Annotated in this window: 26 protein-coding genes and 1 pseudogene; 15 read left to right on the top strand and 12 right to left on the bottom strand. The window is 67.0% G+C overall.

Annotation, left to right across the window (positions count from 1 at the left end):
- Window positions 1-33: 33 nt before the first annotated feature.
- Entirely contained in the window at window positions 34-2,106 is a 2,073-nt protein-coding gene (locus H276_RS0108630; protein ID WP_019970900.1) for an ATP-binding protein, read from the bottom strand.
- Between the two features lie 76 nt (window positions 2,107-2,182).
- Here H276_RS0108630 and H276_RS0108625 point away from each other — a divergent pair, with 76 nt between their 5' ends.
- The 6 genes from H276_RS0108625 to H276_RS23960 all read left to right on the top strand — a co-directional run bounded on the left by H276_RS0108625 (window position 2,183) and on the right by H276_RS23960 (window position 5,965).
- On the top strand, window positions 2,183-2,737 hold the full coding sequence (locus tag H276_RS0108625) for a TIGR00730 family Rossman fold protein (protein WP_026356737.1): 555 nt from the start codon (window positions 2,183-2,185) through the stop codon (window positions 2,735-2,737).
- A gap of 143 nt (window positions 2,738-2,880) precedes the next feature.
- The gene (gene folP, locus H276_RS0108620; RefSeq protein WP_019970898.1) at window positions 2,881-3,705 is read left to right on the top strand and encodes a dihydropteroate synthase; all 825 of its coding nucleotides are present in this window, start codon (window positions 2,881-2,883) and stop codon (window positions 3,703-3,705) included.
- Window positions 3,702-4,652, top strand: a complete 951-nt coding sequence (locus H276_RS0108615) for a glucosyl-3-phosphoglycerate synthase (protein WP_026356735.1) — start codon at window positions 3,702-3,704, stop codon at window positions 4,650-4,652. Before folP ends, H276_RS0108615 begins: the two co-directional genes overlap by 4 nt.
- Window positions 4,653-4,693: 41 nt before the next feature.
- Entirely contained in the window at window positions 4,694-5,062 is a 369-nt protein-coding gene (locus H276_RS0108610) for a DivIVA domain-containing protein (protein ID WP_019970896.1), read from the top strand.
- Complete coding sequence (locus H276_RS0108605) at window positions 5,059-5,682, top strand: DNA-3-methyladenine glycosylase I (RefSeq protein WP_019970895.1); 624 nt, start codon at window positions 5,059-5,061, stop codon at window positions 5,680-5,682. Before H276_RS0108610 ends, H276_RS0108605 begins: the two co-directional genes overlap by 4 nt.
- A 115-nt stretch (window positions 5,683-5,797) precedes the next feature.
- Window positions 5,798-5,965, top strand: coding sequence for a DUF3117 domain-containing protein (locus H276_RS23960; protein WP_003406247.1), 168 nt, complete (start codon window positions 5,798-5,800; stop codon window positions 5,963-5,965).
- 49 nt (window positions 5,966-6,014) lie between these two features.
- Here the strand turns inward: H276_RS23960 and glgA are convergent, their stop codons facing one another.
- Window positions 6,015-7,178 (bottom strand): glycogen synthase, encoded by a 1,164-nt coding sequence (gene glgA / locus H276_RS0108595; protein WP_019970894.1) that lies wholly within the window; start codon window positions 7,176-7,178, stop codon window positions 6,015-6,017.
- 147 nt (window positions 7,179-7,325) lie between these two features.
- Here glgA and glgC point away from each other — a divergent pair, with 147 nt between their 5' ends.
- Complete coding sequence (gene glgC, locus H276_RS0108590) at window positions 7,326-8,540, top strand: glucose-1-phosphate adenylyltransferase (RefSeq protein WP_019970893.1); 1,215 nt, start codon at window positions 7,326-7,328, stop codon at window positions 8,538-8,540.
- 49 nt (window positions 8,541-8,589) lie between these two features.
- Here the strand turns inward: glgC and H276_RS23955 are convergent.
- The 5 genes and pseudogenes from H276_RS23955 to H276_RS0108565 all read right to left on the bottom strand — a co-directional run.
- Window positions 8,590-8,760, bottom strand: a pseudogene (locus H276_RS23955) (isoprenylcysteine carboxylmethyltransferase family protein); the annotation flags it as partial.
- Window positions 8,761-8,795: 35 nt separating this feature from the next.
- Window positions 8,796-10,388 carry an ABC transporter permease gene (locus tag H276_RS0108580; protein ID WP_019970891.1) on the bottom strand — a complete coding sequence of 531 codons (1,593 nt, stop codon included), beginning with the start codon at window positions 10,386-10,388 and terminating at the stop codon, window positions 8,796-8,798.
- Window positions 10,385-11,281, bottom strand: coding sequence for an ABC transporter ATP-binding protein (locus H276_RS0108575; protein WP_019970890.1), 897 nt, complete (start codon window positions 11,279-11,281; stop codon window positions 10,385-10,387). The genes H276_RS0108580 and H276_RS0108575 overlap by 4 nt, the downstream gene beginning before the upstream one ends.
- Window position 11,282: 1 nt before the next feature.
- Entirely contained in the window at window positions 11,283-11,963 is a 681-nt protein-coding gene (locus H276_RS0108570) for a TetR/AcrR family transcriptional regulator (protein WP_019970889.1), read from the bottom strand.
- A 158-nt stretch (window positions 11,964-12,121) separates the two neighbouring features.
- On the bottom strand, window positions 12,122-12,787 hold the full coding sequence (locus H276_RS0108565; RefSeq protein ID WP_051111403.1) for an O-methyltransferase: 666 nt from the start codon (window positions 12,785-12,787) through the stop codon (window positions 12,122-12,124).
- Window positions 12,788-12,962: 175 nt separating this feature from the next.
- On the opposite strand from H276_RS0108565, the gene sigE reads away from it, so the two are divergent.
- The 4 genes from sigE to tatB all read left to right on the top strand — a co-directional run bounded on the left by sigE (window position 12,963) and on the right by tatB (window position 16,177).
- Window positions 12,963-13,727 (top strand): RNA polymerase sigma factor SigE, encoded by a 765-nt coding sequence (gene sigE / locus H276_RS0108560; RefSeq protein WP_026356732.1) that lies wholly within the window; start codon window positions 12,963-12,965, stop codon window positions 13,725-13,727.
- Window positions 13,728-13,805: 78 nt separating this feature from the next.
- Window positions 13,806-14,204 (top strand): anti-sigma E factor RseA, encoded by a 399-nt coding sequence (gene rseA, locus H276_RS0108555; RefSeq protein ID WP_026356731.1) that lies wholly within the window; start codon window positions 13,806-13,808, stop codon window positions 14,202-14,204.
- Between the two features lie 77 nt (window positions 14,205-14,281).
- A complete protein-coding gene (locus tag H276_RS0108550) occupies window positions 14,282-15,775 on the top strand; it encodes a S1C family serine protease (RefSeq protein ID WP_026356730.1) in 1,494 nt (497 codons plus the stop codon).
- 3 nt (window positions 15,776-15,778) lie between these two features.
- Entirely contained in the window at window positions 15,779-16,177 is a 399-nt protein-coding gene (gene tatB / locus H276_RS0108545; RefSeq protein WP_019970884.1) for a Sec-independent protein translocase protein TatB, read from the top strand.
- A 28-nt stretch (window positions 16,178-16,205) separates the two neighbouring features.
- On the opposite strand, the gene H276_RS0108540 is transcribed toward tatB, so the two are convergent.
- The 4 genes from H276_RS0108540 to H276_RS0108525 all read right to left on the bottom strand — a co-directional run bounded on the left by H276_RS0108540 (window position 16,206) and on the right by H276_RS0108525 (window position 20,616).
- Window positions 16,206-17,348 (bottom strand): Mrp/NBP35 family ATP-binding protein, encoded by a 1,143-nt coding sequence (locus H276_RS0108540; RefSeq protein ID WP_019970883.1) that lies wholly within the window; start codon window positions 17,346-17,348, stop codon window positions 16,206-16,208.
- A gap of 44 nt (window positions 17,349-17,392) precedes the next feature.
- The gene (locus H276_RS0108535) at window positions 17,393-18,601 is read right to left on the bottom strand and encodes a lytic transglycosylase domain-containing protein (RefSeq protein ID WP_019970882.1); all 1,209 of its coding nucleotides are present in this window, start codon (window positions 18,599-18,601) and stop codon (window positions 17,393-17,395) included.
- Between the two features lie 147 nt (window positions 18,602-18,748).
- Entirely contained in the window at window positions 18,749-19,333 is a 585-nt protein-coding gene (locus H276_RS0108530) for a DUF1003 domain-containing protein (protein ID WP_019970881.1), read from the bottom strand.
- Window positions 19,330-20,616 carry a magnesium transporter MgtE N-terminal domain-containing protein gene (locus H276_RS0108525; protein ID WP_019970880.1) on the bottom strand — a complete coding sequence of 429 codons (1,287 nt, stop codon included), beginning with the start codon at window positions 20,614-20,616 and terminating at the stop codon, window positions 19,330-19,332. Before H276_RS0108525 ends, H276_RS0108530 begins: the two co-directional genes overlap by 4 nt.
- A gap of 25 nt (window positions 20,617-20,641) precedes the next feature.
- Here H276_RS0108525 and H276_RS0108520 point away from each other — a divergent pair, with 25 nt between their 5' ends.
- Window positions 20,642-21,607, top strand: a complete 966-nt coding sequence (locus H276_RS0108520) for a CoA ester lyase (protein WP_155943001.1) — start codon at window positions 20,642-20,644, stop codon at window positions 21,605-21,607.
- 1 nt (window position 21,608) lies between these two features.
- Here H276_RS0108520 and H276_RS0108515 read toward each other — a convergent pair whose 3' ends face one another.
- Entirely contained in the window at window positions 21,609-22,256 is a 648-nt protein-coding gene (locus tag H276_RS0108515) for a DUF4190 domain-containing protein (protein ID WP_019970878.1), read from the bottom strand.
- Window positions 22,257-22,388: 132 nt separating this feature from the next.
- Between H276_RS0108515 and H276_RS0108510 the strand changes: the two genes are divergently transcribed.
- From H276_RS0108510 to H276_RS0108500, 3 genes are all read left to right on the top strand, one after another.
- Window positions 22,389-22,901, top strand: a complete 513-nt coding sequence (locus H276_RS0108510; RefSeq protein WP_019970877.1) for a general stress protein — start codon at window positions 22,389-22,391, stop codon at window positions 22,899-22,901.
- Between the two features lie 175 nt (window positions 22,902-23,076).
- A complete protein-coding gene (locus H276_RS0108505) occupies window positions 23,077-24,474 on the top strand; it encodes an ABC transporter substrate-binding protein (protein WP_026356729.1) in 1,398 nt (465 codons plus the stop codon).
- Complete coding sequence (locus H276_RS0108500; RefSeq protein ID WP_019970875.1) at window positions 24,471-25,385, top strand: carbohydrate ABC transporter permease; 915 nt, start codon at window positions 24,471-24,473, stop codon at window positions 25,383-25,385. The genes H276_RS0108505 and H276_RS0108500 overlap by 4 nt, the downstream gene beginning before the upstream one ends.
- The last annotated feature ends 6 nt before the right edge of the window (window positions 25,386-25,391 follow it).

The following is a 25,391-nucleotide window of genomic DNA, read 5'->3' as shown; positions in this document are numbered from 1 at the left end:
GGTCCTTCGGATCGTGCGTACCGGCTACCGATTCTACGGCCGATCCGCAATGGCTTGGCGGGCAGCGTCGTTGGCGGCTGCCGACATCCCGAGGTCGTGATATCGCAGCGAAACATCGTGCAGCGCAAGGATATCGTCAGCGGCGATGGCACGCGCGTGGTCCATGGTGATCCTGCTGAACACGCAGTCCAACCCGAGCCGGGTCAGGTTGTCGACAGCCTGGGTGTCACCCAGGCGCACAGCATCGTGCAGCGCGCGCAACGCCACCGCAGTCTGGCCGCCGCGTTCGGCGGCCTCGGCGGCGTCGCGCGCGGCGGCGATGGCACCCGCCCTGTCCTTGCGGGCATGACACGTCCATGCCCGGGCCAGTCCCAGTTCGGGTGCGAACAGCATGGATTTCAGTCCGTGCCGGGATTCTGCCCGGGACAACGCCTTTGCCGCCTCCATCGGCATCCCGTGCTGCCCGAGCGCCTGTGCCAACAACATCCACGCCAGGGGTCCCCAGGAGTATCCGGTCGGCGTCAAATTGGCGGTAGCGCGGCGCAGGAGGGACACCGCTTGCAGAGATCCGCGAACCAGCAGCACATCGGACATCAGCACCTCGCCGATGGCCCGGCCCGGCTGCTGCAACTGCGCGAAATCGGTCAGCTGCTGCGCCATCTCCTGGGCTCGGTTCAGTTGGCCGGTGAGCAGCAGTGCGGTCGTCTGCCCGAACCCGCTGGTGAACCGCAGCAACCCGGGATGCCCGGCATCAAGGGCGCGCTGCGCCATCGGGTCGACGTCGTCGAAACGGCCCAGCCGCGCACAGCTGAGCGCCGCCGCGGACGCGGCCCACCCGACAGCGGTGTCGTCGGCCGCTGCACTGCCCAGCACTTCTTCGGCCAGTGACAAGGCGCGTTGTGGAGCACCGGCATTCATCGTGAAAGTGGCCGAAAGGGCGTCCAAGGTGGTTTGGGCTTGCGGCGTGCTCACCCGTTCCCGGGTGGTCCGCAGAAAGGCGGTGGCCCGTTCCGGCTCGGAGAGCATCCAGAACTGATTGGCTGCCCGCGGCAACGCCCACGCCATCAGCTGGGCATCGGTGAGCTCGGCGGGGTCCACGGCAGTCAGCACCTCGTCGGCCTCGCGTCCGCGTCCCTGCCAGGCCAACGCGTAGGCCAGCGTCAACCGGGCCTCGAAGCCGGCGGCGAGCGAGGTCCGGCCCAGATGCTCGGCCAGGTTCAGGTCGCCCAGCCGCAGTGCGGTGGCTGCCGCGGCCGCCACCTCGAGCGGCGGCTGCGGACGGTCGCTGTCGACGGCCAGAACTGCGACACGCAACTGGTCCACCACGCCGCAACCGGGAGTCGCCAGCATGCGCTCGACCAGCGCCGTGCGCAGCCGACGTAATGCGGGGCCACCCACCGATGCCCGGACCGCGTCGCGGAACAGCGGGTGCGCGCAGCCCACCATGGTGTTCTCGATGCGGACCGCGCCGTACTGACGGGCCTGCTCGATGGCGTCGGCGCCGGTCAATGGGACCAGGACGGCCAGCGGCAGGGGATCATGCACGGCCAGATACCGCAGGGTGCGCAGCGCGTCGCCGGGCAGATCGGCAATGAATGTTGCCACCTGTTCGGCCAGCCGCGCATCGTCGTGACCGGCGGGCGCCACCTCGACCCTGTTGACCAGTCCGTCCCGCCACAGCGCGGTGACCTCCTGGGGCCCTTCCTCCGCCGCGGTGGCGATCAGCTTGGCCGCACCGCTGACGGCCAGCTGGTAGACGAGCGCCGCCGAAAGCGGATCCAGCAGATGGGCGTCGTCGACCACCAGCAGTAGGCAGGTGCCCAGTGATCGGCGGGCCGCCCGCAGCACCTCGGCGGTCTTACCGACCACGGGCACTTCGATCAGATGGTCCACCGCCGCGAACGGAATGCTCGCGGCAGATTCGGTGCCCGTCACCCACGCCACCCGGCGATAGTCGGCACCGTGCTGCTCGGCGGCGGAGCGGGCCAGGGAGGTCTTCCCGACCCCGTCCGGCCCGATCAGGACAGCGCCGGACCGGTCGCGCAAGCCGGCCTCGAGGCCGTCAAGAGCGCGGTCGCGCGGGGTGATCACCCAGTCGACAGCCACCTACGGGATCTTATGGGCGCAGCGATCGCACCCGGCCGGAAATCCGTTGTTCACGCCGAACCCTTACGTTGTGTACGTGTCCGGTGAAGTTGACCGCCAATGGGCGGTATGTGTGTATTGCGCGTCGGGGCCCTCCCACCCCGAGTTGTTGGCGCTGGCGAGCCAGCTGGGCTTGGCGATCGCGAAGCGCGGCTGGGCGCTGGTCTCCGGCGGCGGGAACGTCTCGGCGATGGGTGCGGTGGCCCGGGCTGCGCGCTCTGGCGCCGGTCACACCGTCGGAGTCATCCCCAAGGCCCTGGTGCACCGCGAACTCGCCGATATCGACGCCACTGAGCTCATCGTCACCGACACGATGCGCGAACGTAAGAAGGTGATGGAGGACCGCTCCGACGCGTTCATCGCGCTGCCCGGCGGTATCGGCACCCTGGAGGAGTTCTTCGAGGCCTGGACCGCGGGCTACCTGGGCATGCATGACAAGCCGCTGGTGCTGCTCGACCCGTTCGGGCACTACGACGGTCTACTGACGTGGCTGCACGGCCTCGTGGACACGGGTTACGTGCCCGAGGGGGCCCTGAACCGGCTGCTGGTGGTCGACGAGGTCGACGCCGCGCTGGCGGCCTGCGCCCCGTAGCCGCGCGACGGACCGGCGGTCGCGCAAGCGACCCGGGTGACCGGAAATCGCACGACGATAGCCTGGATGGCGTGTCGACGACGTCAGGGCCCCCCGGGCGGACCTTCTGCGGTCGCCCGGTGGCCCCTGACCGCGCACTGATCATGGCGATCGTCAACCGCACCCCGGACTCGTTCTACGACCGCGGTGCGACGTTCACCGACGAGGCAGCCAAGGCCGCGGCGCATCGGGTGATCGCCGAGGGCGCCGATGTGATCGACGTCGGCGGAGTCAAAGCGGGTCCAGGCGGCCCGGTTGATTCGGACGAGGAGATCGCCCGCGTCGTGCCGTTCATCGAATGGTTGCGGTCGACCTACCCGGACCAGCTGATCAGCGTCGACACTTGGCGCTCGACGGTGGCCAAACAGGCCTGTGCGGTCGGTGCCGACGTGATCAACGACACCTGGGCCGGCGCCGATCCGGGGCTTCCAGAGGTGGCTGCCGAGTTCGGGGCCGGTCTGGTGTGCTCGCACACCGGCGGCGCGGTGCCGCGTACCCGGCCGTTCCGCGTCAACTACGGCATCACCGAGCGCGGCGTGGTCGACGACGTCATCGCCGACGTGACCGCGGCCGCCGACAATGCGGTGGCCGCCGGGGTCCTTCGGGACCGGATCCTCATCGATCCGACCCACGATTTCGGCAAAAACACTTACCACGGCCTTAGTTTGTTGCGCCACGTAAAAGATCTTGTTAAGACCGGATGGCCGGTGCTGATGGCCCTGAGCAACAAGGATTTCATCGGGGAGACTCTGGGTGTGGACGTGACCGAGCGCCTGGAAGGCACCCTCGCCGCGACGGCATTGGCCGCCGCAGATGGTGCAGCGATGTTCCGGGTGCACGAGGTCGGGCCCACTCGGCGCGTGCTGGAAATGGTCGCGTCGATCCGGGGAGTGCGGGCGCCCGCACGAACAGTGAGGGGACTGGCATGACCCTAATGCCCGAACTGGCCGTCACCGACGGCGTTGCCGGACACCGCTGGTTGACCGACCGCAGCTGGGACCGTCCGGCATGGACCGTGGCCGAACTGGAAGCCGCCAAGGCCGGCCGCACTGTCTCGGTCGTGCTGCCCGCCCTCAACGAGGGAGAAACCGTCGGATCGGTCGTCGAGACCATCACGCCGCTGCTCGGCGGCCTGGTCGACGAGCTGATCGTGCTCGATTCCGGCTCCACCGACGACACCGAGATCCGCGCGCTCGCGGCCGGCGCCCGGGTGGTCAGCCGCGAGGTGGCGCTGCCCGAGGTTCCGCCGCAACCCGGCAAAGGTGAAGTGCTGTGGCGGTCACTGGCCGCAACCACCGGCGACCTCGTCGCCTTCGTCGACTCCGACCTGATCGACCCCGACCCGATGTTCGTGCCGAGGCTGCTCGGACCGCTGCTGACCACCGACGGTGTGCACCTGGTCAAAGGGTTCTACCGGCGCCCGCTCAAGATCAGCGGCAGCGAGGACGCCAACGGCGGCGGACGGGTCACCGAGCTTGTCGCCCGCCCGCTGCTCGCTTCTCTGCGGCCCGAGCTGAACTGTGTCATGCAGCCGCTCGGCGGCGAGTCCGCCGCGACCCGGGAGCTGCTCACCTCGGTGCCGTTCGCACCGGGCTATGGCGTGGAGGTCGGCCTGCTGGTCGACACCTACGACCAGCTCGGCCTGGACGCGATCGCCCAGGTGAACCTGGGCGTGCGCACACACCGCAACCGGCCGCTGACCGAACTGGCCTCGATGAGCCGGCAGGTGATCGCGACGCTGCTGTCCCGCTGCGGCATCGCCGACTCCGGCCTCGGGCTCACCCAGTTCTTCGCCGACGGCGACGGGTTCACCCCGCGGGTGTCGTCGGTGTCGCTGGCGGATCGACCGCCGATGGTGACCCTGCGTCCTCACTAGCCCGCGGACCGTTGTCGGACGGTTGAGGCAGTATCGACGGTGTGACATTGATTCTGCTGTACCTGGTGGTGCTGGTACTGGTAGCCATCGTGCTGTTCGGGGTGGGCAGCGTGATCTTCGGCCGCGGCGAGACGTTGCCTCCGCTGCCGCGTGGCACGACGGCGACGGTCCTGCCGGCCTCCGGCGTCACGAGCGCCGACGTGGATGCCCTGCGATTCGCCCAGGCAGTGCGCGGCTACAAGACCAGCGAGGTGGACTGGGTCCTCGACCGGTTGGGGCAGGAACTCGACGGCTTGCGTGGTGAGCTGGCCGCTTTGCGGGCGGCGTACGGGATTGCCGACGATACCGAGGGCGACGATGCCGAGGTATCGGCCACCGCCGGCCAGATTCGCGTGTCGGACGAACCGTGACCGACGACGGTCGCACCCGTTGCGGCTGGGCGGTCGACAGCGCTGTGGGCGCCACGCTGTACCGCGACTACCACGACACCGAGTGGGGCCAGCCATTGCGGGATCCCGTGGCACTGTTCGAGCGGGTCAGCCTCGAAGCGTTCCAGAGCGGTCTGTCCTGGCTGACGATCCTGCGAAAGCGCGAGAACTTCCGCCGCGCGTTCGATGACTTCGACCCCGCCACGGTCGCGGATTACGCCGACGCTGACATCGAGCGGCTGATGGACGATACGGGCATCGTGCGCAACCGGGCCAAGATCCTGGCCACCATCGCCAATGCCAAGGCCGTGACGGAACTGGATGTGGACCTCGCAGAGTTGTTGTGGTCGTTCGCTCCGCCGCCCCGCCCGCGGCCCGCTGACCTCTCACAGGTGCCCGCGGTAACCCCGGAGTCGACGGCAATGGCCAAGGAACTCAAGCGGCGCGGCTTCAAATTCGTCGGGCCGACGACTGCGTACGCGTTGATGCAAGCCACTGGAATGGTCGATGACCATGTCGCGTCCTGTTGGGTTCCCGTGGTCCGCCACACGGCACGCCGCCAGACATCCGACGGGTCTTCGCACACCCAGCGACGCGCATAGGGAAGAATAGGGGTAGTTCAGTAGCAGTTCAGTGCCGGGTGCCGTCGACGAGTGGGCGGTGCCGGCCCCGACCCGACCCACTGGCGTGGGCGGGCTCATTTGGAGGGAGCACTCGATGGCGGCGATGAAGCCCCGGACCGGTGACGGTCCACTGGAAGCAACCAAAGAGGGGCGAGGCATCGTGATGCGGGTACCGCTGGAGGGCGGGGGGCGCCTGGTCGTCGAGCTGACCCCGGACGAGGCGGCCGCTCTCGGCGACGAACTCAAGGGCGTCACCAGTTAGTGCGTCGGCGTGATCGATTGCCCCATAGGCAACCGATCACGCCGAATCTCTATGCCGTCACTTTGCGGTAGATCTCCAACGTCTGCTCGGCGATGTGAGCCCACGAGAATTCCCGGATGCACCGTTCGCGTCCGGCAACCCCGTACCCGGCGGCTCGCTCGGGATCGGCCACCAATGAGTTGACGGCCTCGGCCAGGTTCGCCTCGAAAGCGGCTGGTTCTGCCGCGTCGTAGTGCACCAGTAGCCCGGTCTGTCCGTCGTCGACCACCTCGGGGATGCCGCCCACGTCCGACGCCACCACCGCTGTCGAGCAAGCCATCGCTTCCAGATTCACGATGCCCAGCGGCTCATAGACCGACGGGCACACGAAAACTACTGCAGCGGAAAGTATTTCGCGAATCTTGTTGGTCGGCAGCATTTCCTGCACCCAGAACACGCCGGTGCGTGCGCGGGCCAGATCGGCTACCGCCCCGGAGATCTCCGCAGCGATTTCCGGGGTGTCGGGTGCTCCCGCACACAACACCAGCTGCACGTCCGGGCTGAACTTGTGTGCCGCGGCGACCAGATGCGCCACGCCCTTTTGACGGGTGATGCGGCCGACGAACGCGACGATCGGTCGGGTCGGGTCGACACCGAGCTCGGCCAGCACCGACTGCTCCTGCGCCGGGGGAGCGGGAAACCAGACGTCGGTGTCTATCCCGTTGCGCACCACATGCACTCGGGCCGGGTCGAGCGCCGGATACGTGCGAAGGACATCCTTGCGCATCCCGGAACTCACCGCGATCACCGCATCGGCCGCCTCGACGGCTGTGCGTTCCACCCAGCATGAGATCCGGTAGCCGCCGGCGAGCTGCTCGGCCTTCCATGGCCGCATCGGTTCCAGCGAGTGCGCCGTGAGCACGTGGGGGATGCCGTAGAGCAGCGCGGTGAGATGCCCGGCCATGCCGGTGTACCAGGTGTGCGAATGCACCACGGTCGCCTGCTCGGCACTGTTGACCATATTGAGGTCCGCCGACAGCGTCGACAGTGCCGCGTTGGCACCCCGCAGCGCCGGATCGGGCTGTGCCACGATGGCGCCTTCACGCGGTGCACCCATACAGTGCACGTCGACTTCACACAACTGACGTAGCTGAGCGACGAGCTCCGTGACATGAACTCCCGCACCGCCGTACACCTCGGGTGGATATTCCCGAGTCATCATGGCCACCCGCATATGTGGCACCGTAACGGCTGGTCCGCCAGACCGCAGGATTGTCGGCAACCTGATACTGAGAAATATTCATCACGGGCGATGTGCAAGCGGGTCACCAATGGCGTCGATGGCTGGCAGCACTGCTTGTCTGCGGGATAGGTTTGCAGCATGAAGGAGCTGCCACACGTGCTGGGCGTCGTTCTGGCCGGCGGAGAGGGCAAGCGGCTGTATCCGTTGACGGCGGACCGGGCCAAGCCGGCGGTTCCATTTGGCGGTGCATATCGGTTGATCGACTTCGTGCTGTCGAATCTGGTCAACGCACGTTTTCTGCGCATCTGTGTTCTCACGCAATACAAGTCGCATTCGCTCGACCGTCATATCAGCCAGAACTGGCGGTTGTCCGGGCTGGCCGGCGAGTACATCACCCCGGTGCCCGCACAGCAACGGCTCGGGCCGCGGTGGTACACCGGATCTGCCGATGCGATCTATCAGTCACTGAACCTGATCTACGACGAAGACCCGGACTACATCATCATCTTCGGCGCCGACCACGTGTACCGCATGGATCCGGAGCAGATGCTCCAATTTCACATCGAGAGCGGAGCAGGGGCGACGGTTGCCGGTATCCGAGTGCCACGCGCGGAGGCCAGCGCATTCGGCTGCATCGGCGCTGACGACTCCGGCCGAATCCGGGAATTCGTCGAAAAGCCGGCAGATCCGCCGGGTACCCCGGACGATCCGGAGCAGACCTTCGTCTCGATGGGCAACTACATCTTCACCACCAAAGTGCTCATCGATGCCATCCGGGCCGACGCCGACGAGGACGGCTCCGACCATGACATGGGCGGTGACATCATTCCCCGGCTGGTGTCCGACGGCGTGGCGGCGGTGTACGACTTCAACAACAACGAGGTACCCGGGGCCACCGAACGTGACCACGGCTACTGGCGTGATGTGGGCACCCTGGATGCGTTCTACGACGCGCACATGGATCTGGTGTCGGTGCACCCGGTGTTCAACCTGTACAACAAGCGCTGGCCGATCCGTGGCGCATCGGAGAACCTCGCTCCGGCCAAGTTCGTCAACGGCGGCTCGGCGCAGGAGTCGGTGGTCGGTGCAGGGAGCATTATTTCTGCAGCCTCCGTGCGCAATTCGGTGGTGTCGTCAAACGTGGTGATCGACGACGGGGCGATCGTCGAGGGCAGCGTGCTGATGCCAGGAACCCGCTTGGGGCGCGGCGCCGTGGTGCGCAAGGCGATCCTGGACAAGAACGTTGTCGTGGGGCCGGGCGAGATGGTGGGGATCGACCTGGAGAAGGACCGCGAGCGCTTCGCGGTCAGTGCCGGCGGGGTAGTCACCGTCGGCAAGGGTGTCTGGATCTGATCCCGGCCATCTGCGGGGTGCGCCTTGGTCAAGGGCCATTGTCGCGTCGTCACCACACGTAAGGCATCAGCCGGTACCGCACCTTCTCGGTGTAGGCGGCGTACCCGTCGAGTTCGGCGCGCAGCATCTTCTCCTCGTCGGTGATGCGTGCCGCCAGCGCAGGCAACGTCACGAACACCGCCAACAGCGCCCAATACGAACCCAGCGCCAGCGGCATGCCATCACGTTGCCGACGTACATGGGGTGTCCTCCCGGCTACACGGCGTCGCGGCGGCGGTAGATCCAGCCCGCTAGCAGAGCCAATGTTGTTGCGGCGATGATCATCACAGCCAGCCCGGCAAGCGGAGCATGGCTGGGTATGGTCGTCCGGCTGACCGGGGACAAATCGAGCAGCCAACGGGGCAGCCGCAGCAGCGCCCCGAGGTAGAGCGCGACAACGACGAAAGTGACCGCCAGCCAACCGATCCAGGGCCGACGCAGAGCGACTGCGAGGGCCGCGACGGCGGCGAGCACCGCCATGGCCGGCACGAATCCCAACCCGGCCAACGTCAACCGGGCGATCGTGGCGGGCTCACCTAGCGCGATGCCGGCACCCAGGCCGTTGCCCAATCCGGCCAGCAGCAGCAAAACGGCCGAGCCAAGCACGGCTGACGCCACCGCCTCGAGTAGCCAACGCCATCGCGACACGGCGCCGGCCAGCACCGCCTCACCGAGGCCGGCCTGCTCGTCCCCGTAGATCCGCAGCACGGTCGAGACCACGTAGGCCGATGTCGCGGCGGCCAGGAACTGCGTCATGGTGGTGTAGACGCCGTCGTTGCCCTGGGCGGCCAGTACCCGGGCGATGAACTCGTTGGTCCGCGCAGCGTCCAGCAGTGATTTCGTCATCGAACCGAACGCCAAACCGGCCAGGAACAGCCCGATACCCCAGCCGACGGTCGGACCCCGCTGCAGGGTCATGTGCAGTTGGAACGGTCCCGAAATCCGATGTGCGTCTGCATGTTCGCCGGTAGACGGCAGATTGCCGTCGTCGTACTGCCTTCTGGTCTCCAACGTCGCGGCCAGCAGCATGAGCGCTACCGTCAGCGTCACCAGCATGCCCAGCGGCCACCAACGCAGGTCCACGAATGCTCGCATCTGCTGGGCCCACGCGATCGGGGAGAACCAGCTCAGTGCGCTGCCGGAGTTGTCGATGACGTCGCCGACGCCGCGCACCAGTGCGGCCAGGGCCAACGTGCCCATTGCGGCCCCGGTGGCGGTACGCGCGGCTCGCCACAGCTGTGCTGTGACGGCGGCGATCGCGCCGAACACCATCGCCACCCCGGTGATGCCCACGCACATCGCGGCGGTGTCGGCGACAGCAAAACCGGTCGAGGCCATGGCCACGGTCATGGTGACCGCGAGCACCGCGTTGACCGCGCCGATCAGCGCCAGCGCGGCGCAGGTCCGGGCGTGCCTGCCGACCACCGAGGACGCTACGAGTTCGGCTGCGCCGCTTTCCTCCTCGGCCCGGGTGTGGCGAATCACGGTGGAGATGGCCAGTATCGAGGTCGCGATGATCAGCGTGAGCATCAGCTCGTTGGCCATCATCACGCCGAGGTCGGTCTCGTTGTGACCGAACATCGGTCCGCCGAACATGGTGCCGGCGGGCGTCTTGAGCAGTTCCACGCGCGACAAGCGCTGCTGCTCTTCGGGATAGGCGAACTTGATGGTGTTGGGCGCGTACACCATCATCAGCGTCAGGACGGCGACCCAGACGCTGAGGCGAACGCGGTCGCGGCGGACCCCCAGCCGCAGCAGCTCGGCGGTACCGGCGAACGACGACCGCTCGTCGAGCACCACTGTGGTCATGACGACACCCGTTGGTACTCACGCAGGAACAGATCCTCCAGCGATGCCGGTGTCACCGAGAGATCCCGGATGCCGAGCTCAGCCAGTTCGACCATGGTTCTGTCGAGATCGGAGCGGTCGACCGAGAACCGGTAATGGCCGTCGGCGACGGCGAAATCGTGCACGTACGGTATGCGCTGCAGTACCTGGCCATCGGTGTTGGTGCGCACCTGGACCGTGGTCTGCATGAGGTGACGCAGCTGGCTCAGCGTGCCGGACCGCACTGTGCGGCCGCCGCGGATGATGGTCACGTTGTCGCACAGCTTCTCCACCTCGGCGAGGATGTGGCTCGACAGCAGCACCGCGGCGCCGAGAGCCGAGACCTCGCTGACGCACTGCTGAAAAGCCTTCTCCATCAACGGGTCCAGACCGGAGGTGGGTTCATCGAGGATGTAGAGTTCGGCGTTGGTGCTGAAGGCCGCAACGATCGCCACCTTCTGCCGGTTGCCCTTGGAGTAGGTCCTGGCTTTCTTGTGCGGATCCAGCTCGAAGCGCTCGATGAGTTGATCGCGCCTGCGGGTGTCGATGTTGTTGCCGCGCAGACCGGTCAGAAAGTCGATCACCTGCATGCCGGTGAGGTTGGGCCACAACGTGACATCGCCGGGCACATAGGCGATCCTGCGGTGCAACGCCACGGCGTCGTGCCACGGGTCGCCGCCGAGCAGTCGCACGGTTCCGCCGTCGGCGCGGAGCAGGCCGAGCAGTACCCGGATCGTGGTGGACTTGCCTGCGCCGTTGGGGCCGAGGAATCCGGTGACGGCGCCGGGCGCCACGCTCAGATTGAGTCCATCGAGCGCTTTGGTTCGGCCGAAAGACTTTGACAGGCCCTGGATTTCGATTGCGGCGGCGTGCATCTCACACTCCTTGGGGTTCTGGGGGCACCGGTGTCTGGGCGCCGCTGAACGGGATGCCCTTTTCGCGCTGGGCCAGGAACGCGTCGTACATGGTGGAATCGGCCATCAGTCCGTTGGTGTAGATCTCCAGCGCCGGCAGCACCATCTCCTCGCCGTAGTCGTGCAGGACTGTGCGCAGATCGGTTGGGTTGTCGTGCATCTGGATGTAGAGCAGGAACGCGCCGCCGCCGCAGATCGCCAGGTAGCGAGCGCGTGCGCGGGGGTCCCTGCTCGGCTTGAGGACACCGGTGCGCACGCCCTCCTCGAGATACTGCTCGGCGTTCTCGACCATCTTCAGCCAGAACGATTTCGCCAGGTCGCTACCGGACTGCATGCTGCGCACCAGATATGCGACCAGGGGCGCGAACGATTCGATCTCGGCCATCTGGGCAAGCCAACTCGCCGGGTCAGAGGTCTGCATCGACTCCGACTTGGCGTCGCGGATGACCTCGGTCACGTAGGCGTCGCAGGACTTGCGCAGGCCGTCCTTGGAGCCGAAGTGGTGAATCACCAAGGCTGCACTGACTCCGGCGGCCTCGGCGATGGTGCGCAGGCCGACACTGAAGCCGTGTTGGCCGAACTGGTCGATCGCGGCGTCGCGGATCCGCGCCGTGGTCGTTCGATCTTCGTGTACTGAACGCATGTTTAGTAGGCTAAACGCGCGTTCAGTGCAGCGTCAAGGGGTGGCACGTCAGGAATTCGTCAAGGTCGCCAAACCATGGCGAGCAGACACGGCGGTACGCCAAACGCGGCGTGTCCGGTACCTGGCTGTCTGCTCGCGAAAAGGGGTGCGGGGAACACTCAGTCGCGCACGGCGGCGAGCAGGCCGTCGCCGAGCGGGATCAGCACCGGGGTGAGCCGCTCGTCCTCGGCGATGAGCCGGGCCGCTTCGCGTACCGCCGTCACCTCGGCATCGCGAGCGGTCGCGTCGCCCGCACGTCCGCCGAGCGCGGCCCGGTGCACCACGATGGCCCCGCCGGGACGCAGCAGGCGGACCCCTTCGGTCACGAACTGTGGTTGGTCGACCGGCTCGGCGTCGATGAACACCAGGTCGTAGGACTCGTCGGCGAGCCGCGTCAGCACGTCCTGGGCACGCCCGCTGATCAGGCGCGTGCGGCCCGGCCCGACGCCGGACTCGCTGAATCCCTGCTTGGCGATCCGCAGATGCTCGGGTTCGACGTCGATCGTGGTGAGCACACCGTCGTCACGCATGCCCGAGAGCAGCCATAGGCCGCTGACCCCGGCGCCGGTGCCCACCTCGACCACGGCTCGGCCGCCGGTGAGTCGCGCCAGCACGCTCAACAGCGCGCCGACCGCCGGTGTGACCGCCCCGGCGCCGATGTCTACCGCGCGTTCGCGCGCGGCCGCCACGATCGCGTCCTCGGAAATCGACCGTTCGGCGTGCGTGACGATCGCCTCGGCGTGGCTGGGGTGCGGCTGACCCGGAGTCTCGTCGGAGCTGACCATGCCCGCAGCGTAGGCCAGTCGCGATCGCGGCAGTCGCGACACGCCCGCGGCGTCGGGGGATTCCACTCGAAAATCGACTGGTTTGCCCAGGTTGTGACGCATATCGCAATGATTCTCAGGGAAAGTTAAGTTTGCTCATATACCCACCTCACCGGCATGGGGAACGGTATCTCGCATGGAACACGGCCGCCCCCCGCACTCAGCGGAGCAGGCTTGGAATAATGACGTCGCCCGGCGTGTTAGCGACATTGAAGTCTGTGAGCAGGAGGAACTGACGACCATCGCATCTCAGTCGATCACCACATCTCAGCCCGCCCCGGTGTCGATGTCCCATCTGGAGCAATTCACCGACGGGGAATGGGTGCAGCCGTCCGACGAGCTGACGGGCACCGCCGTCTTCGACGCGACCGGTGACCAGGCGGCCATGCCGTCCTGGGACGAGTTGGTGCGCCAACACGCCGACCGGGTCTACCGGCTGGCCTACCGCTTGTCCGGCAATCAGCACGATGCCGAGGATCTGACTCAGGAAACCTTCATTCGAGTGTTCCGGTCGCTGCAGAATTATCAGCCCGGCACCTTCGAAGGCTGGCTGCACCGCATCACCACGAACCTGTTCCTGGACATGGTGCGGCGACGCGGCCGGATCCGGATGGAAGCGCTGCCTGAGGACTACGACCGCGTGCCCGCCGACGACCCCAACCCCGAGCAGATGTACCACGACTCGCGGCTGGGCGCCGACTTGCAAGCCGCGCTGGACTCGCTGGCTCCTGAGTTCCGTGCCGCCGTGGTGTTGTGCGACATCGAAGGCCTGTCTTACGAGGAGATCGGCGCGACGCTCGGCGTCAAGCTGGGCACTGTCCGCAGCCGCATTCACCGCGGACGCCAGGCGTTGCGCGACTACCTCGCCAAACACTCTCCGGAAACTGCTCGCTCCGCCTGACCAGTCAGGAGTGCCTCGGGCCGGGTCTCGCGCTACATTCACTAGTGAGGTTTAAATGTGCCCGAGAGGAGCTGGGTGATGGTCGACCCGGGACATGTGTTCCGTCGTGCATTCTCCTGGCTACCTGCGCAGTTTGCCTCCCAGAGCGATGCGCCGGTGGGCGCGCCGCGCCAGTTCGGGTCCACTGAGCACCTGTCGACCGAGGCCATTGCGGCATTCGCGGACGGCGAGCTTCGCATGACTGCGCACCTTCGGGCGGCGCACCATATTTCCCTGTGCCCCGAGTGCGCGGCCGAGGTGGACGCTCAGTGGCAGGCTCGTGCGGCATTGCGGGACTCCTGTCCGATCTCTATTCCTCATACGTTGTTGGGCATGTTGTCGCAGATACCGCACCATGCGCCGCAGCAATCCGCCGAGTGGCCGGATCAAGGGGAGTTTGCTGACGACCCGACTCGGGCTCGGCGCAAGCGCCGGTAGGCTAGACCAAGACGCGATTAGTGTCCCGCGCCGGCTATCTGGCCGCGGCGGCGCTCCGATTAGAGAGTGGTACACCGTTGGCCAACCAGGATCAGCCCGGCCAAAATGACCGCTTGGCGCCCCGTGCCGTCCAGCGGCCGCCCGTCGACCCGGCATCGCAACGTGCATTCGGGCGACCGGTCGGTGTCGACGGATCCTTTCTCGGCGCCGAGAAGTATCAGGACCAAGGCGAATACACACCGAAAGACCAGCCGCCCGATCCCGTGTTGGCCGAAGCGTTCGGGCGCACCGGTGAATACTCACTGCAACGCCACCCTGCCGACGCCGGCGCGTTGGAGGCCGAGCGGGACGCCGACGGCGACGACGAGACGGATGACCCCTGGCGGGATCCGGCTGCCGCGGTAGCCCTCGGCATCCCGGCGCGGCCACCGACGCCACAGGTCGTCAGCGCCGAGCCGATCACCAAGCTGGGCCTACGCGATGTGCTGTTCGGCCGCCGGGTCTCGATAATCGCACTGGCGACCCTCGGGCTGATCGCCCTGCTGGTCGGCGTGCTCGGCGGCGTGGTGGGCCGGATGACGGCCGAGACGGTGCAGGCGTTCACCACCTCGAAGGTGACGCTGGAGACCGGCAACAACCCCGAGCAGCCCGCCGGCCGGTTCGCGACCGTCGCCGCCGCGGTGGCCGATTCGGTGGTCACCATCGAGGCCAAGGGCAAGACAGACGGCTCCCAGGGTTCCGGCGTGGTGATCGACAAGTCCGGTTTCATCGTCACCAACAACCACGTGATCTCCGACGCCGCCGCCAAACCCGCCGAATACCAGCTCAGCGTCGTGTTCAATGACGGCACCGTCGTACCCGCCCGGCTGATCGGCCGCGATCCCAAATCAGACATCGCCGTGCTCAAGGTCGACAATGTCGACCACCTGACCGTGGCCCGCATGGGCGATTCGGAGAAGCTGCAGGTCGGTCAGGAAGTGATCGCCGCAGGCGCCCCGCTCGGGCTGCGCAGCACCGTCACGCACGGCATCATCAGCGCGTTGCACCGGCCGGTGCCGCTGTCCGGCGAGGGTTCTGACACCGACACCGTGATCGACGGTGTGCAGACCGACGCGTCGATCAACCACGGCAACTCCGGTGGCCCGCTGATCAACATGGACTCCGAGGTCATCGGGATCAACACCGCAGGAAAGTCCTTGTCCGACAGTGCCAGTGGGCTCGGCTTCGCGATCCCGGTCAACGAGGTCAAGCGGGTCGCCGAGAAGCTGATCGAGGACGGCAAGATCGTGCACCCGTCGCTGGGGCTGACCGCGGTTTCGGTGAGCAACAGCGTGGCGTCGGGAGCCAAGGTCAGCGACGTGAGCCCGGGCAGCCCCGCTGAGAAGGCCGGAATCCTGGAGAACGACGTCGTGGTCAAGATCGGCGACCGCAAGGTTGCCGACGGTGACGAGTTCGTGGTCGCGGTGCGCCAGTTGACCGTCGGCCAGGAAGTTCCCATCGAGGTGCTCCGCGAAGGTCGTCCGCTCACCCTCATGATCACGCCTATCGGCGACGACCAGAAAAAGCAGTAGATCGTGTTCGCCAACATCGGGTGGGGCGAGATGCTCGTGCTGGTGATCGCCGGCCTGGTGATCCTCGGCCCGGAACGTCTCCCCGGTGCGATTCGCTGGACCTCAGGCGCGCTGCGCCAGGCCCGTGACTACGTCAGCGGTGCCACCAGCCAACTGCGTGAAGACCTCGGCCCGGAGTTCGAAGACCTGCGTCAACCTTTGGCTGAACTGCAGAAGTTACGGGGCATGACGCCGCGCGCAGCCATCGCCAAACACCTGCTCGACGGTGACGACTCGTTCCTCACCGGGAAGTTCGACGACAAGCAGGCACACGAGCCGTTGCCGCCGGCATCGCCCCCCGCACCGCAGGTGCCGGCCCGGCAGAAGCCGAGCGGGACGGTGTTCGACCCCGACGCCACCTGAGCGAGGGCCGAACCTAAGTTCTCGCTGGTCAGCGACCGGCCGGATCCAGGCCGAGCGACATGCCAGCCAGACCGCGTTTGCGGCTGGAGAGGGCATCGGCGACTTTGCGCAGTTCCTGCGCTGCCGGTGAGTCAGGCGCGGACAACACCAGCGGGACACCGTCGTCGCCCGCGGACACCAGCAGTGGATCGATGGGAACCTGACCCAGCAGCGGGACGTCGGCACCCACGGTGCGTGTGAGCGAATCGGCCACCTGACGCCCCCCGCCCTCACCGAACAACTGCAGGGTGGTGCCGTCGGGCAGTGCCATTCCGGCCATGTTCTCCACGACGCCGGCGATGCGCTGACGGGTCTGCACGGCGATCGCGCCGGCGCGTTCGGCAACCTCAGCCGCAGCCGCCTGGGGTGTGGTCACCACGAGGATCTCCGCGCTGGGAATCAGCTGCGCCACAGAGATCGCGACATCGCCGGTGCCGGGCGGCAGGTCCAGCAGCAGCACGTCGAGATCGCCCCAGTACACGTCGGCCAGGAACTGCTGCAGCGCGCGATGCAGCATGGGACCACGCCACACCACGGGGGTGTTGCCCCGCGTGAACATCGCGATCGAGATGACTTTCACGTCGTGGGCAACCGGCGGCAGGATCATCGAGTCGACCTGGGTGGGCCGGTCGGCGGTGCCCATCATCCGGGGTACCGAGTGCCCGTAGATGTCGGCGTCGAGCAGCCCCACCGACAGGCCGCGGGCAGCCATTGCCGCGGCGAGATTGACGGTCACACTGGACTTGCCGACTCCACCCTTACCGGAGGCCACGGCATACACGCGCGTCAACGAGCTGGACTGGGCGAACGGGATCACCGGCTCGCGGGAATCGCCGCGGAGTTGCTTGCGCAGTTCGGCGCGCTGCTCGTCGTTCATGACGTCGAGACTCACTTTGACCGCGCCGGTGCCGGGAACGTCGCTGACGGCCTTGGCGACCCGATCGGTGATCTCGGTCTTCTTCGGGCAGGCCGCGGTGGTCAGGTAGATCTCGACGTGCACCCCATGGTCGGGCTCGACCGTGACGTTCTTGACCATGCCGACTTCGGTGATGGGACGACGCAGCTCGGGGTCGATCACCTTGGCCAAGGCAGCGCGGATCGCCGTGTGCAGCTCAGTGGCAGATTCAGACATCACTGCTGAGTCTACGGCTGCCCTAAAACGCGCCGATCCCGGCGTCAGGCCGGCCCCGGCGCGGGACCGAGCACAGGCGGCATCGGACCGCCCGGCGGTGCGGCAGGCAGGGGAGCGCTGGGTCCATGCGACGGAGCGGCTGCCGGTGGCGGCGGCTGGTGGTCGGTCAGGCAGAACACCATGCAGGTGGGCTGAGGCGGGGGCTGCTCCCACGGCGGTATCCACGGCGGCGGGGCTGCCGGCGTGGGAGCGGGGAGGGCCTGCGCAGGCCCGGGCAGCGGGCCGAGCACCTGCCCTGGCGCGAAGCCGGGCACGTCAGCGCCTGTCAACCGTGCCGCGGTGTCACCGCCGCCGAGAACCGGGATGAGCGCCATCGGATCGCCGGGTGGCAGGCCTGTGGCATTGACCGGCAGCCCGGGGCCGAGACCCTCGGGATTGTCCAGATGTGCGTCGCCGATGGGCGGAATGGTCCCGGTGATCGGGGGCAGGTTCAGCGGCACCACGCCGGTGGCGTAAGCCGCCGCCCAGCCCATGACGTTCTGGGCGTAGGCGACCGAGTTGTTGTAACGCAGGATCGCAGTCATCACCTGTGATGAATTCCGCAGGTTGAGCCCACCGGCGCACAGGTACCGCGCCGCGGCCAGCGACGCGTCGAAAACGTTCTGCACATCGGCCTTGCCGTCGCCGTCTCCGTCAGAGGCGAACCTGGCCCAGGTTCCGGGCAGGAACTGCATGGGGCCCATGGCTCTGGCATAGGTGATCCGGCCGGCCTGGGCGCTCTGCACGATGATCTCGTTGCCGGGCAGCGTGCCGTCCAGCGCGGGACCGTAGATCGGGCGCACCGCGGTTCCGCGGACATCGGTGGCACCGCCGTTGGCGTGCCCGGACTCGATCCGCCCGATACCGGCCAACAGGTTCCAACTGACTCCGCAGCCGGGCACAGCCGCTGCCATCATCCGATCGGCGTTGCGGTACGCCGCCAGTGCGATCGACGGAATACCAAGGGCTCCTGGGGAATTCACCACGATTGCAGGTGGGGGAGCGGATGTTGTCGCGGCGGCGATGTGGAACATCGTCGGCGCCTTCGCCGCGGCAATCACCGCGGGGCCGGATTGGTCGGGCGAGGGTTCGACGGCAGCGAGCGGGGTGACCGCGGCGTCAAGGACGTTGCTGACCGGTATCGGCCCGGACGCGCCGACCACGCCGGCGAGGATGACGGGGGACAGTGCCGCAACGCCCAGGATGGCGCGCATGCGAGGGCTGGAAGATGCAGCGGAAGGCGCCAGCCGATCAAGTCGGCGTCGAGCGGCGACTATGAAAGCCGCACCTCCCCCTATGCGCACTAACCCGTCCTGACGTCGTTTTCAGCCGACAAACAGATGTGAACCAGGTCACCATACCTAGTCTCTTTGTTCCTGTTGTGACAATCGTTTACTGACATCGGCGTCGCTCGATTTGGCGGCCTGTTCCGAGTCGTCGGCTTTGCCGGATCGACCGCTCCGTTTAGCCCGCTTTTGCAACCCGTTGATCGCCTCGTGAAGTTCCTCCAATTCGCGACGCAGATAGTCGCGGGTGGCCACTTCGCCGACCGCAAGGCGCAATGCCGCCAGCTCACGGGCCAGGAACTCGGTGTCGGCCTTGGTCTGTTCGGCTCGCCGCCGGTCTTCTTCCAGCGCCACCCGGTCACGGTTCTCCTGCCGGTTCTGCGCCAACAGGATCAGTGGGGCCGCATAGGCGGCTTGGGTGGAAAATGCCAGGTTGAGCAGGATGAACGGGTACGGGTCCCACTGCAGCTTGATGGATACCAGGTTCAGCGCGATCCAGACCACGACGATGATCGTCTGGATGGTCAGATAGCGCCCGGTGCCCAGGAAACGTGCGATGGACTCGCTGAACCGGCCCACCGCCTCGATGTCGACGTGGAATCGGAAGCCGCGGGTGGTGCGCGGTGTGTCCAGCCGCTGACGCGCCGACAGGTCGCTCATGAGCCCGTCACCGGCAGGGTGAGTTCTTCGCTCTCACGCCAGTCGTCAGGAAGCAGGTGATCCAGCACGTCATCGACCGATACCGCGCCGAGCAGATGGTTCTCCTCGTCGACGACCGGACCGCACACAAGGTTGTACGCGGCGAAGTAGCGGGTGACCACGGCCAACGGATCCTCGGGACCGAGATTGGGCAGATCGGTGTCGACGATGCCGCTGACCAGCGCGGCCGGCGGCTCGCGCAGCAGCCGCTGCAGATGTACACAGCCCAGGTAGTGGCCCGTCGGGGTGGCGGTCGGCGGCCGGGTGACGAATACCAGCGACGCCAGCGCGGGCGTCAGGTCCGGGTCGCGCACTCGGGCCAGGGCCTCGGCCACGGTGGTGTCCGGTGCCAGCACGATCGGTTCGGAGGTCATCAAACCGCCCGCGGTGTCCGGCGAGTGTGACAGCAGCCGTCGCACATCCTCCGAGTCCTCGGGGTCCATGCGACCCAGCAGCACCTCGGCGTCGGCCGGGGTCAACGTGCCCAGGAGGTCCGCGGCGTCGTCGGGGTCCATCGCCTCGAGTACGTCGGCCGCCCGTTCGGTGTTGAGTTGCCCCAGCACCTGGGCCTGTTCGTCCTCGGGCAGCTCTTGCAGCACGTCCGCCAGACGTTCGTCGTCGAGTGCGCGGAACAGCTCGTAGCGGCGCTTGGCGGGTAGCTCGCGCAACGCCTCGGCCACCTCCACGGGCCGCTGCCCCTCGAACTGCTCCAGCAACGACGCGACACCCTGGTCCGGCATCGCCAGTCCGGACGGGGTGAGCCCTTGGACGTTCTGCCAGTCCACCACGTGAATGTTGCTGCGCCGGCCCAGTCGACGTTGCTGACGCACTGCGACCCGGGTGACCATCCAGTCTCTGGTGCGAGTCTGCTCAATGCCGAGATCGGTTACCACGACGTCGATACCGGCCAGCTGCGGGAGGTCGGGATCGTCCACCCGGACGCGGGTGTCCAGCACCTGGCCGAGCACCAGCACCTCACCGGGCCGCTGGGCGAAGCGCCGCACCGACACGCTGCCCGTGGCCAGGGTCACCGAGCCGGGCTCGATCGCGGTCACCCGCAGGATCGGCACGAAAATTCTTCGCCGCGTGAGCAATTCGACCACCAGCCCGAGAACGCGGGGCTGCTGGCGCACAATACTGATGCTGATCACCACATCACGGACACGGCCGATGGACTCCCCGTCGGGGCCCAGCACGACCATGCCCGCGAGCCGGGCTGCGTAGACCCTGTTCACCGCCGCCATGGGTCAAAGGGTAGAGAGTGAGGTCGTGGACAACCTGTATCGGCCCCGTCGAACCTGCCTGTCCGTTCCCGGCAGCAGCCCGAGGATGATCGAGAAGGCCAAAAGCCTGCCCGCCGACGAGGTGTTCCTCGACCTGGAGGACGCCGTCGCGCCCGACGCCAAGGTGCAGGCGCGCACCCAGGTGGCCGCGGCGTTGGCCGAGGACGGCTGGGCCGGACAGTTGCGGGGGGTGCGGGTCAACGACTGGACGACACCGTGGACGCATGCCGACGTCATCGAGGTGGTCACCGAGGTGGCCCGCGCGGGTGCCGTTCTCGATCTGATCGTGCTGCCCAAGGTGACCGAGGTGGCACACGTCCAAGGGCTGGATCTGTTGCTGACCCAGCTGGAGAAGACGCACGGCCTGCCCATCGGCCGCATCGGAATCGAACCGCAAATAGAGAATGCGCAGGGCCTGACCAACGTCGACGCCATCGCGGCGGGCCCGCGGGTGCAGGCACTCGTGTTGGGTCCCGGTGACATGGCGGCCAGCCTCAACATGCGCACCCTGGAGGTCGGCGGGCAGCCGGAGGGTTACGACATCGGCGACGCCCACCACCACGTCATGATGCGGATCCTGATCGCCGCGCGCACCCGGGGTGTGAACGCAATCGACGGACCGTACGTGAAGGTGCGTGATGTCGAGGGGTTCCGGCGGGTCGCCGGCCGTTCGGCGGCGCTGGGGTATGACGGCAAGTGGGTGTTGCATCCGGACCAGATCTACGCGGGCAACGAGATCTTCAGCCCGCGCCAGGCCGATTACGATCACGCCGAGTTGATCCTCGAGGCCTACGAGTGGCACACCTCAGGGGCCGGTGGTGGGCGGGGAGCAGTGATGCTCGGCGACGAGATGATCGACGAGGCCAGCCGCAAGATGGCGCTGGTGGTCGCGGGTAAGGGCCGGGCGGCCGGGATGACGCGGCAGGCCCAGCCGTTTCAGCCGCCGAGTTGAATCAATAGGTGGAGCTTGGCGAGGCCGCGACGATGATGACGAAGACCACGATGGCCAGCAGCGGCACCACTATTCCCACTGCGATTCCGGCGATGGCAAGGCTGCGGCCGCCCTGGCCGGACTGCTTGATCTGGTTGAGCGCGATGATGCCCATGACGACGCCCGCGATCGACGCCGCGAACCCGCTAAAGCAGAAGAACATCAGCGGCACCGCGAGCACGGAGGCCACCAGGGATCCGATGGCCAGGCTGTTGTTGGTGCCCGGGGCGGGTCCGCCGTAGCCGCCGTAACCCGCGATCGGATAACCGTTCGCTCCCGCGAACCCCGGTGCGCCGTACGGGGCGGGCGGCGGATAGCTCGGCGGCGGATATCCGGGTACAGCCCCGTAGGGCTGCGGTGGCGGGTACGGCGCTCCGTAGCCGGCCGGTTGCTCCGGAGGTGTGGGATATGGAGGTGCAGGATATGAGGGATAACTCGACGGGTAATCGATCGGCGGCGCCTCATAAGACGGTTGCGCTTCGGCGGCCCGCGGCAGATCCTTGGATTGCTCGATCGGAGGTGGTTCATAGCCGCTCGACGACGGTTCTGACGGCACGGCACTGGGCTCCGGTGGAGGCGTTTCGCCTGCATAGCCGTCCGGGTTTGTCATGCTGATCAACCTAGCGCACGGCTGAGAAGGCGGAGGTCACGTCATTGCGAGGCACCTTTTGCAGGCGGGGAACGTTGCTGTAACAAGAGCAGTCGGCAGATCGGCCGCTGCACGACAGGAGAGTGAAGATCGATGACGAGCCCATTCCAATCCGGGCAGGCAGCCGGTGCGACACCAGGCGCACCGCTGCGCGGTGCGTTGCCCACTCCGCCCAAGGGGTGGCCGATCGGCTCCTACCCGACCTATGCCGAGGCGCAGCGCGCGGTGGACTATCTGTCCGACCAACAGTTCCCGGTTCAGCAGGTGACTCTGGTCGGCGTCGACCTCATGCAGGTCGAACGGGTGACCGGGCGGTTGAGCTGGCCCAAGGTGCTCGGCGGCGGTGTGCTTTCGGGCGCCTGGTTGGGCCTGTTCATCGGCCTGATCCTGGGCTTTTTCAGCCCCAACCCGTGGAGCGCATTGCTGACGGGTCTGGTCGCCGGTGTGTTCTTCGGCTTGATCACGTCGGCGATACCGTACGCGATGGCTCGCGGCACAAGAGATTTCAGTTCGACCATGCAGCTGGTCGCCGGCCGCTACGACGTGTTGTGCGATCCGCAGAGCGCCGAACAAGGCCGGGATTTGCTGGCGCGCTTGAAGATCTGAGCCCCCCTGCGCCATCGCTGACGTGCAGTGTGGCAAAGTTCCCAGATCACGATTGCGACGCGCGTGTGTCGAAAGTGTTGCACATCGTGCGTAATTGGCTCTACGGTTTGCGCGCGGGCGGTTCCCGCCCGAAGTCGCCCCGGCGGCGATCTGGAGTTGGACGGGAGGCCCAGCGGTGCGCGCTCGGCGGCTGTGTGCTGCGGCAGTTGCCGCGTTGACGGCGGCCACGACCGTATCTGCCTGTGGAACGTCCGGCGGCGGCGTGGTCATCAACTACTACACACCGGCGAACGAGATGGCCACGTTCACGGCCGTTGCCAAGCGCTGCAACTCCGAACTCGGCGGCCGGTTCACCATCAAACAGGTCAGCCTGCCGAAAGGTGCTGACGACCAACGGCTGCAGCTGGCCCGGCGGCTCACGGGCAACGACAAGTCGCTCGACGTGATGGCGCTCGACGTGGTGTGGACCGCAGAATTCGCCGAAGCCGGTTGGGCGGTACCGCTGTCCGACGATCCGGCGGGCAAGGCGGAGTCGGATGCCACCGAGAACACCCTGGCCGGCCCGCTGCAGACCGCTCGCTGGCAGGGCAAGCTGTACGCCGCACCGATCACCACCAACACCCAATTGCTGTGGTACCGAGCCGATTTGATGGACAAACCGCCGAGCACCTGGAACGGCATGGTGGCAGAGGCTACGCGCCTGCACGCAGCCGGGAAACCGAGCTGGATCGCGGTGCAAGCCAAGCAATACGAGGGCTTGGTGGTGTGGTTCAACACGCTGCTCGCGAGCGCGGGCGGGCAGGTGCTCTCCGACGACGGTAAGACCGTGACCCTCACCGATACCCCTGAGCATCGCGCTGCGACTGTGAAGGCGTTGCAGATCATGAAGTCCGTCGCCACTGCGCCCGGTGCGGATCCGTCGGTGACTCAGACCGACGAGGGCACCGCCCGGTTGGCGCTCGAGCAGGGCAAGGCCGCCCTCGAGGTGAACTGGCCGTTCGTCCTGCCTTCGTTGTTGGAGAACGCGGTCAAGGGCGGGGTGAAGTTCCTGCCGCTCGACGAGCGGGCCGACCTCAGACGCGCCATCAACGACCTCGGCACCTTCTCGCCCGACGACGAACAATTCGAGGCGGCCTACGACGCCAGCAAGAAGGTCTTCGGCTTCGCCAACTACCCGGCCGTCCGCGACGGTGAACCGGCGAAGGTGACCATCGGCGGCCTCAACCTCGCAGTGGCCGCCACCAGCCAGCACAAAGCCGAAGCTTTCGAAGCCATCCGCTGCTTGCGCAACATCGACAATCAGCGTTACACGTCGGTCGAGGGTGGGCTGCCCGCGGTGCGGGAATCCCTTTACGATGACCCGGCCTTCCAGGCCAAGTACCCGCAGTACGCCGTGATCCGGGAACAGCTCCGTGATGCCGCGGTGCGTCCGGCCACCCCGGTGTACCAGGCGGTGTCGACACGGATGTCGGCGACACTGGCCCCGGTCACCGCGATCGACCCGGAGCGGACCGCCGACGAGTTGACCACGCAGGTGCAGAAGGCTATCGACGGTAAGGGGCTGATCCCGTGACCCGGGCGACCGCAACCGCATCGGTGGCCCGCACCGACGACCGCCGATCGGAAAGCCGGCTGGCCTTCGCGCTCATCGCGCCCGCGGTGATCCTGATGCTTGCGGTCACGGCCTATCCGATCGGGTACGCGGTGTGGCTGAGCCTGCAGCGGTACAACCTGGCCGCTCCCGGCGACACCGCGTTCGTCGGGTTGGAGAATTACCTGACCATCCTCACCGACCGGTACTGGTGGACGGCGTTCGCCGTGACGCTGGGGATCACGGTGGTATCGGTGGCGATCGAGTTCGTGCTCGGCATGGCGCTGGCACTCGTCATGCACCGCACCCTTTTTGGCAAGGGCGTGGTGCGCACCGCGGTGCTGGTCCCGTACGGCATAGTCACCGTGGCGGCGTCCTACAGCTGGTACTACGCGTGGACCCCGGGCACCGGATACCTGGCCAACCTGCTGCCCGACGGCAGCGCACCGTTGACCGAACAGCTGCCGTCGCTGGCCATCGTGGTGCTGGCCGAGGTCTGGAAGACCACACCGTTCATGGCGCTACTGCTGTTGGCCGGACTGGCTCTGGTGCCGCAGGAACTGCTCAACGCTGCCCAGGTCGACGGCGCGGGTGCGTGGCAGCGGCTGGTCAAAGTGACTCTGCCCCTGATGAAACCGGCCATCCTGGTGGCGTTGTTGTTCCGTACCCTCGACGCATTCCGGATCTTCGACAACATCTATGTGCTGACCGGTGGGGCGAACAACACCGGTTCGGTGTCGATCCTGGGTTACGACAACCTGTTCAAGGCCTTCAACCTCGGGTTGGGTTCGGCTATCAGCGTGTTGATCTTCGCCTCGGTCGCCGTCATCGCGTTCATCTACATCAAGATCTTCGGGGCGTCGGCCCCGGGGTCGGATGCGGGGGGTCGCTGATGGCCG

The organism is Mycobacterium sp. 141 (assembly GCF_000382405.1).
GTDB lineage: Bacteria > Actinomycetota > Actinomycetes > Mycobacteriales > Mycobacteriaceae > Mycobacterium.
Note: the sequence above shows the minus strand (reverse complement) of the source record. Positions and strands in the feature narration are given on the sequence as shown.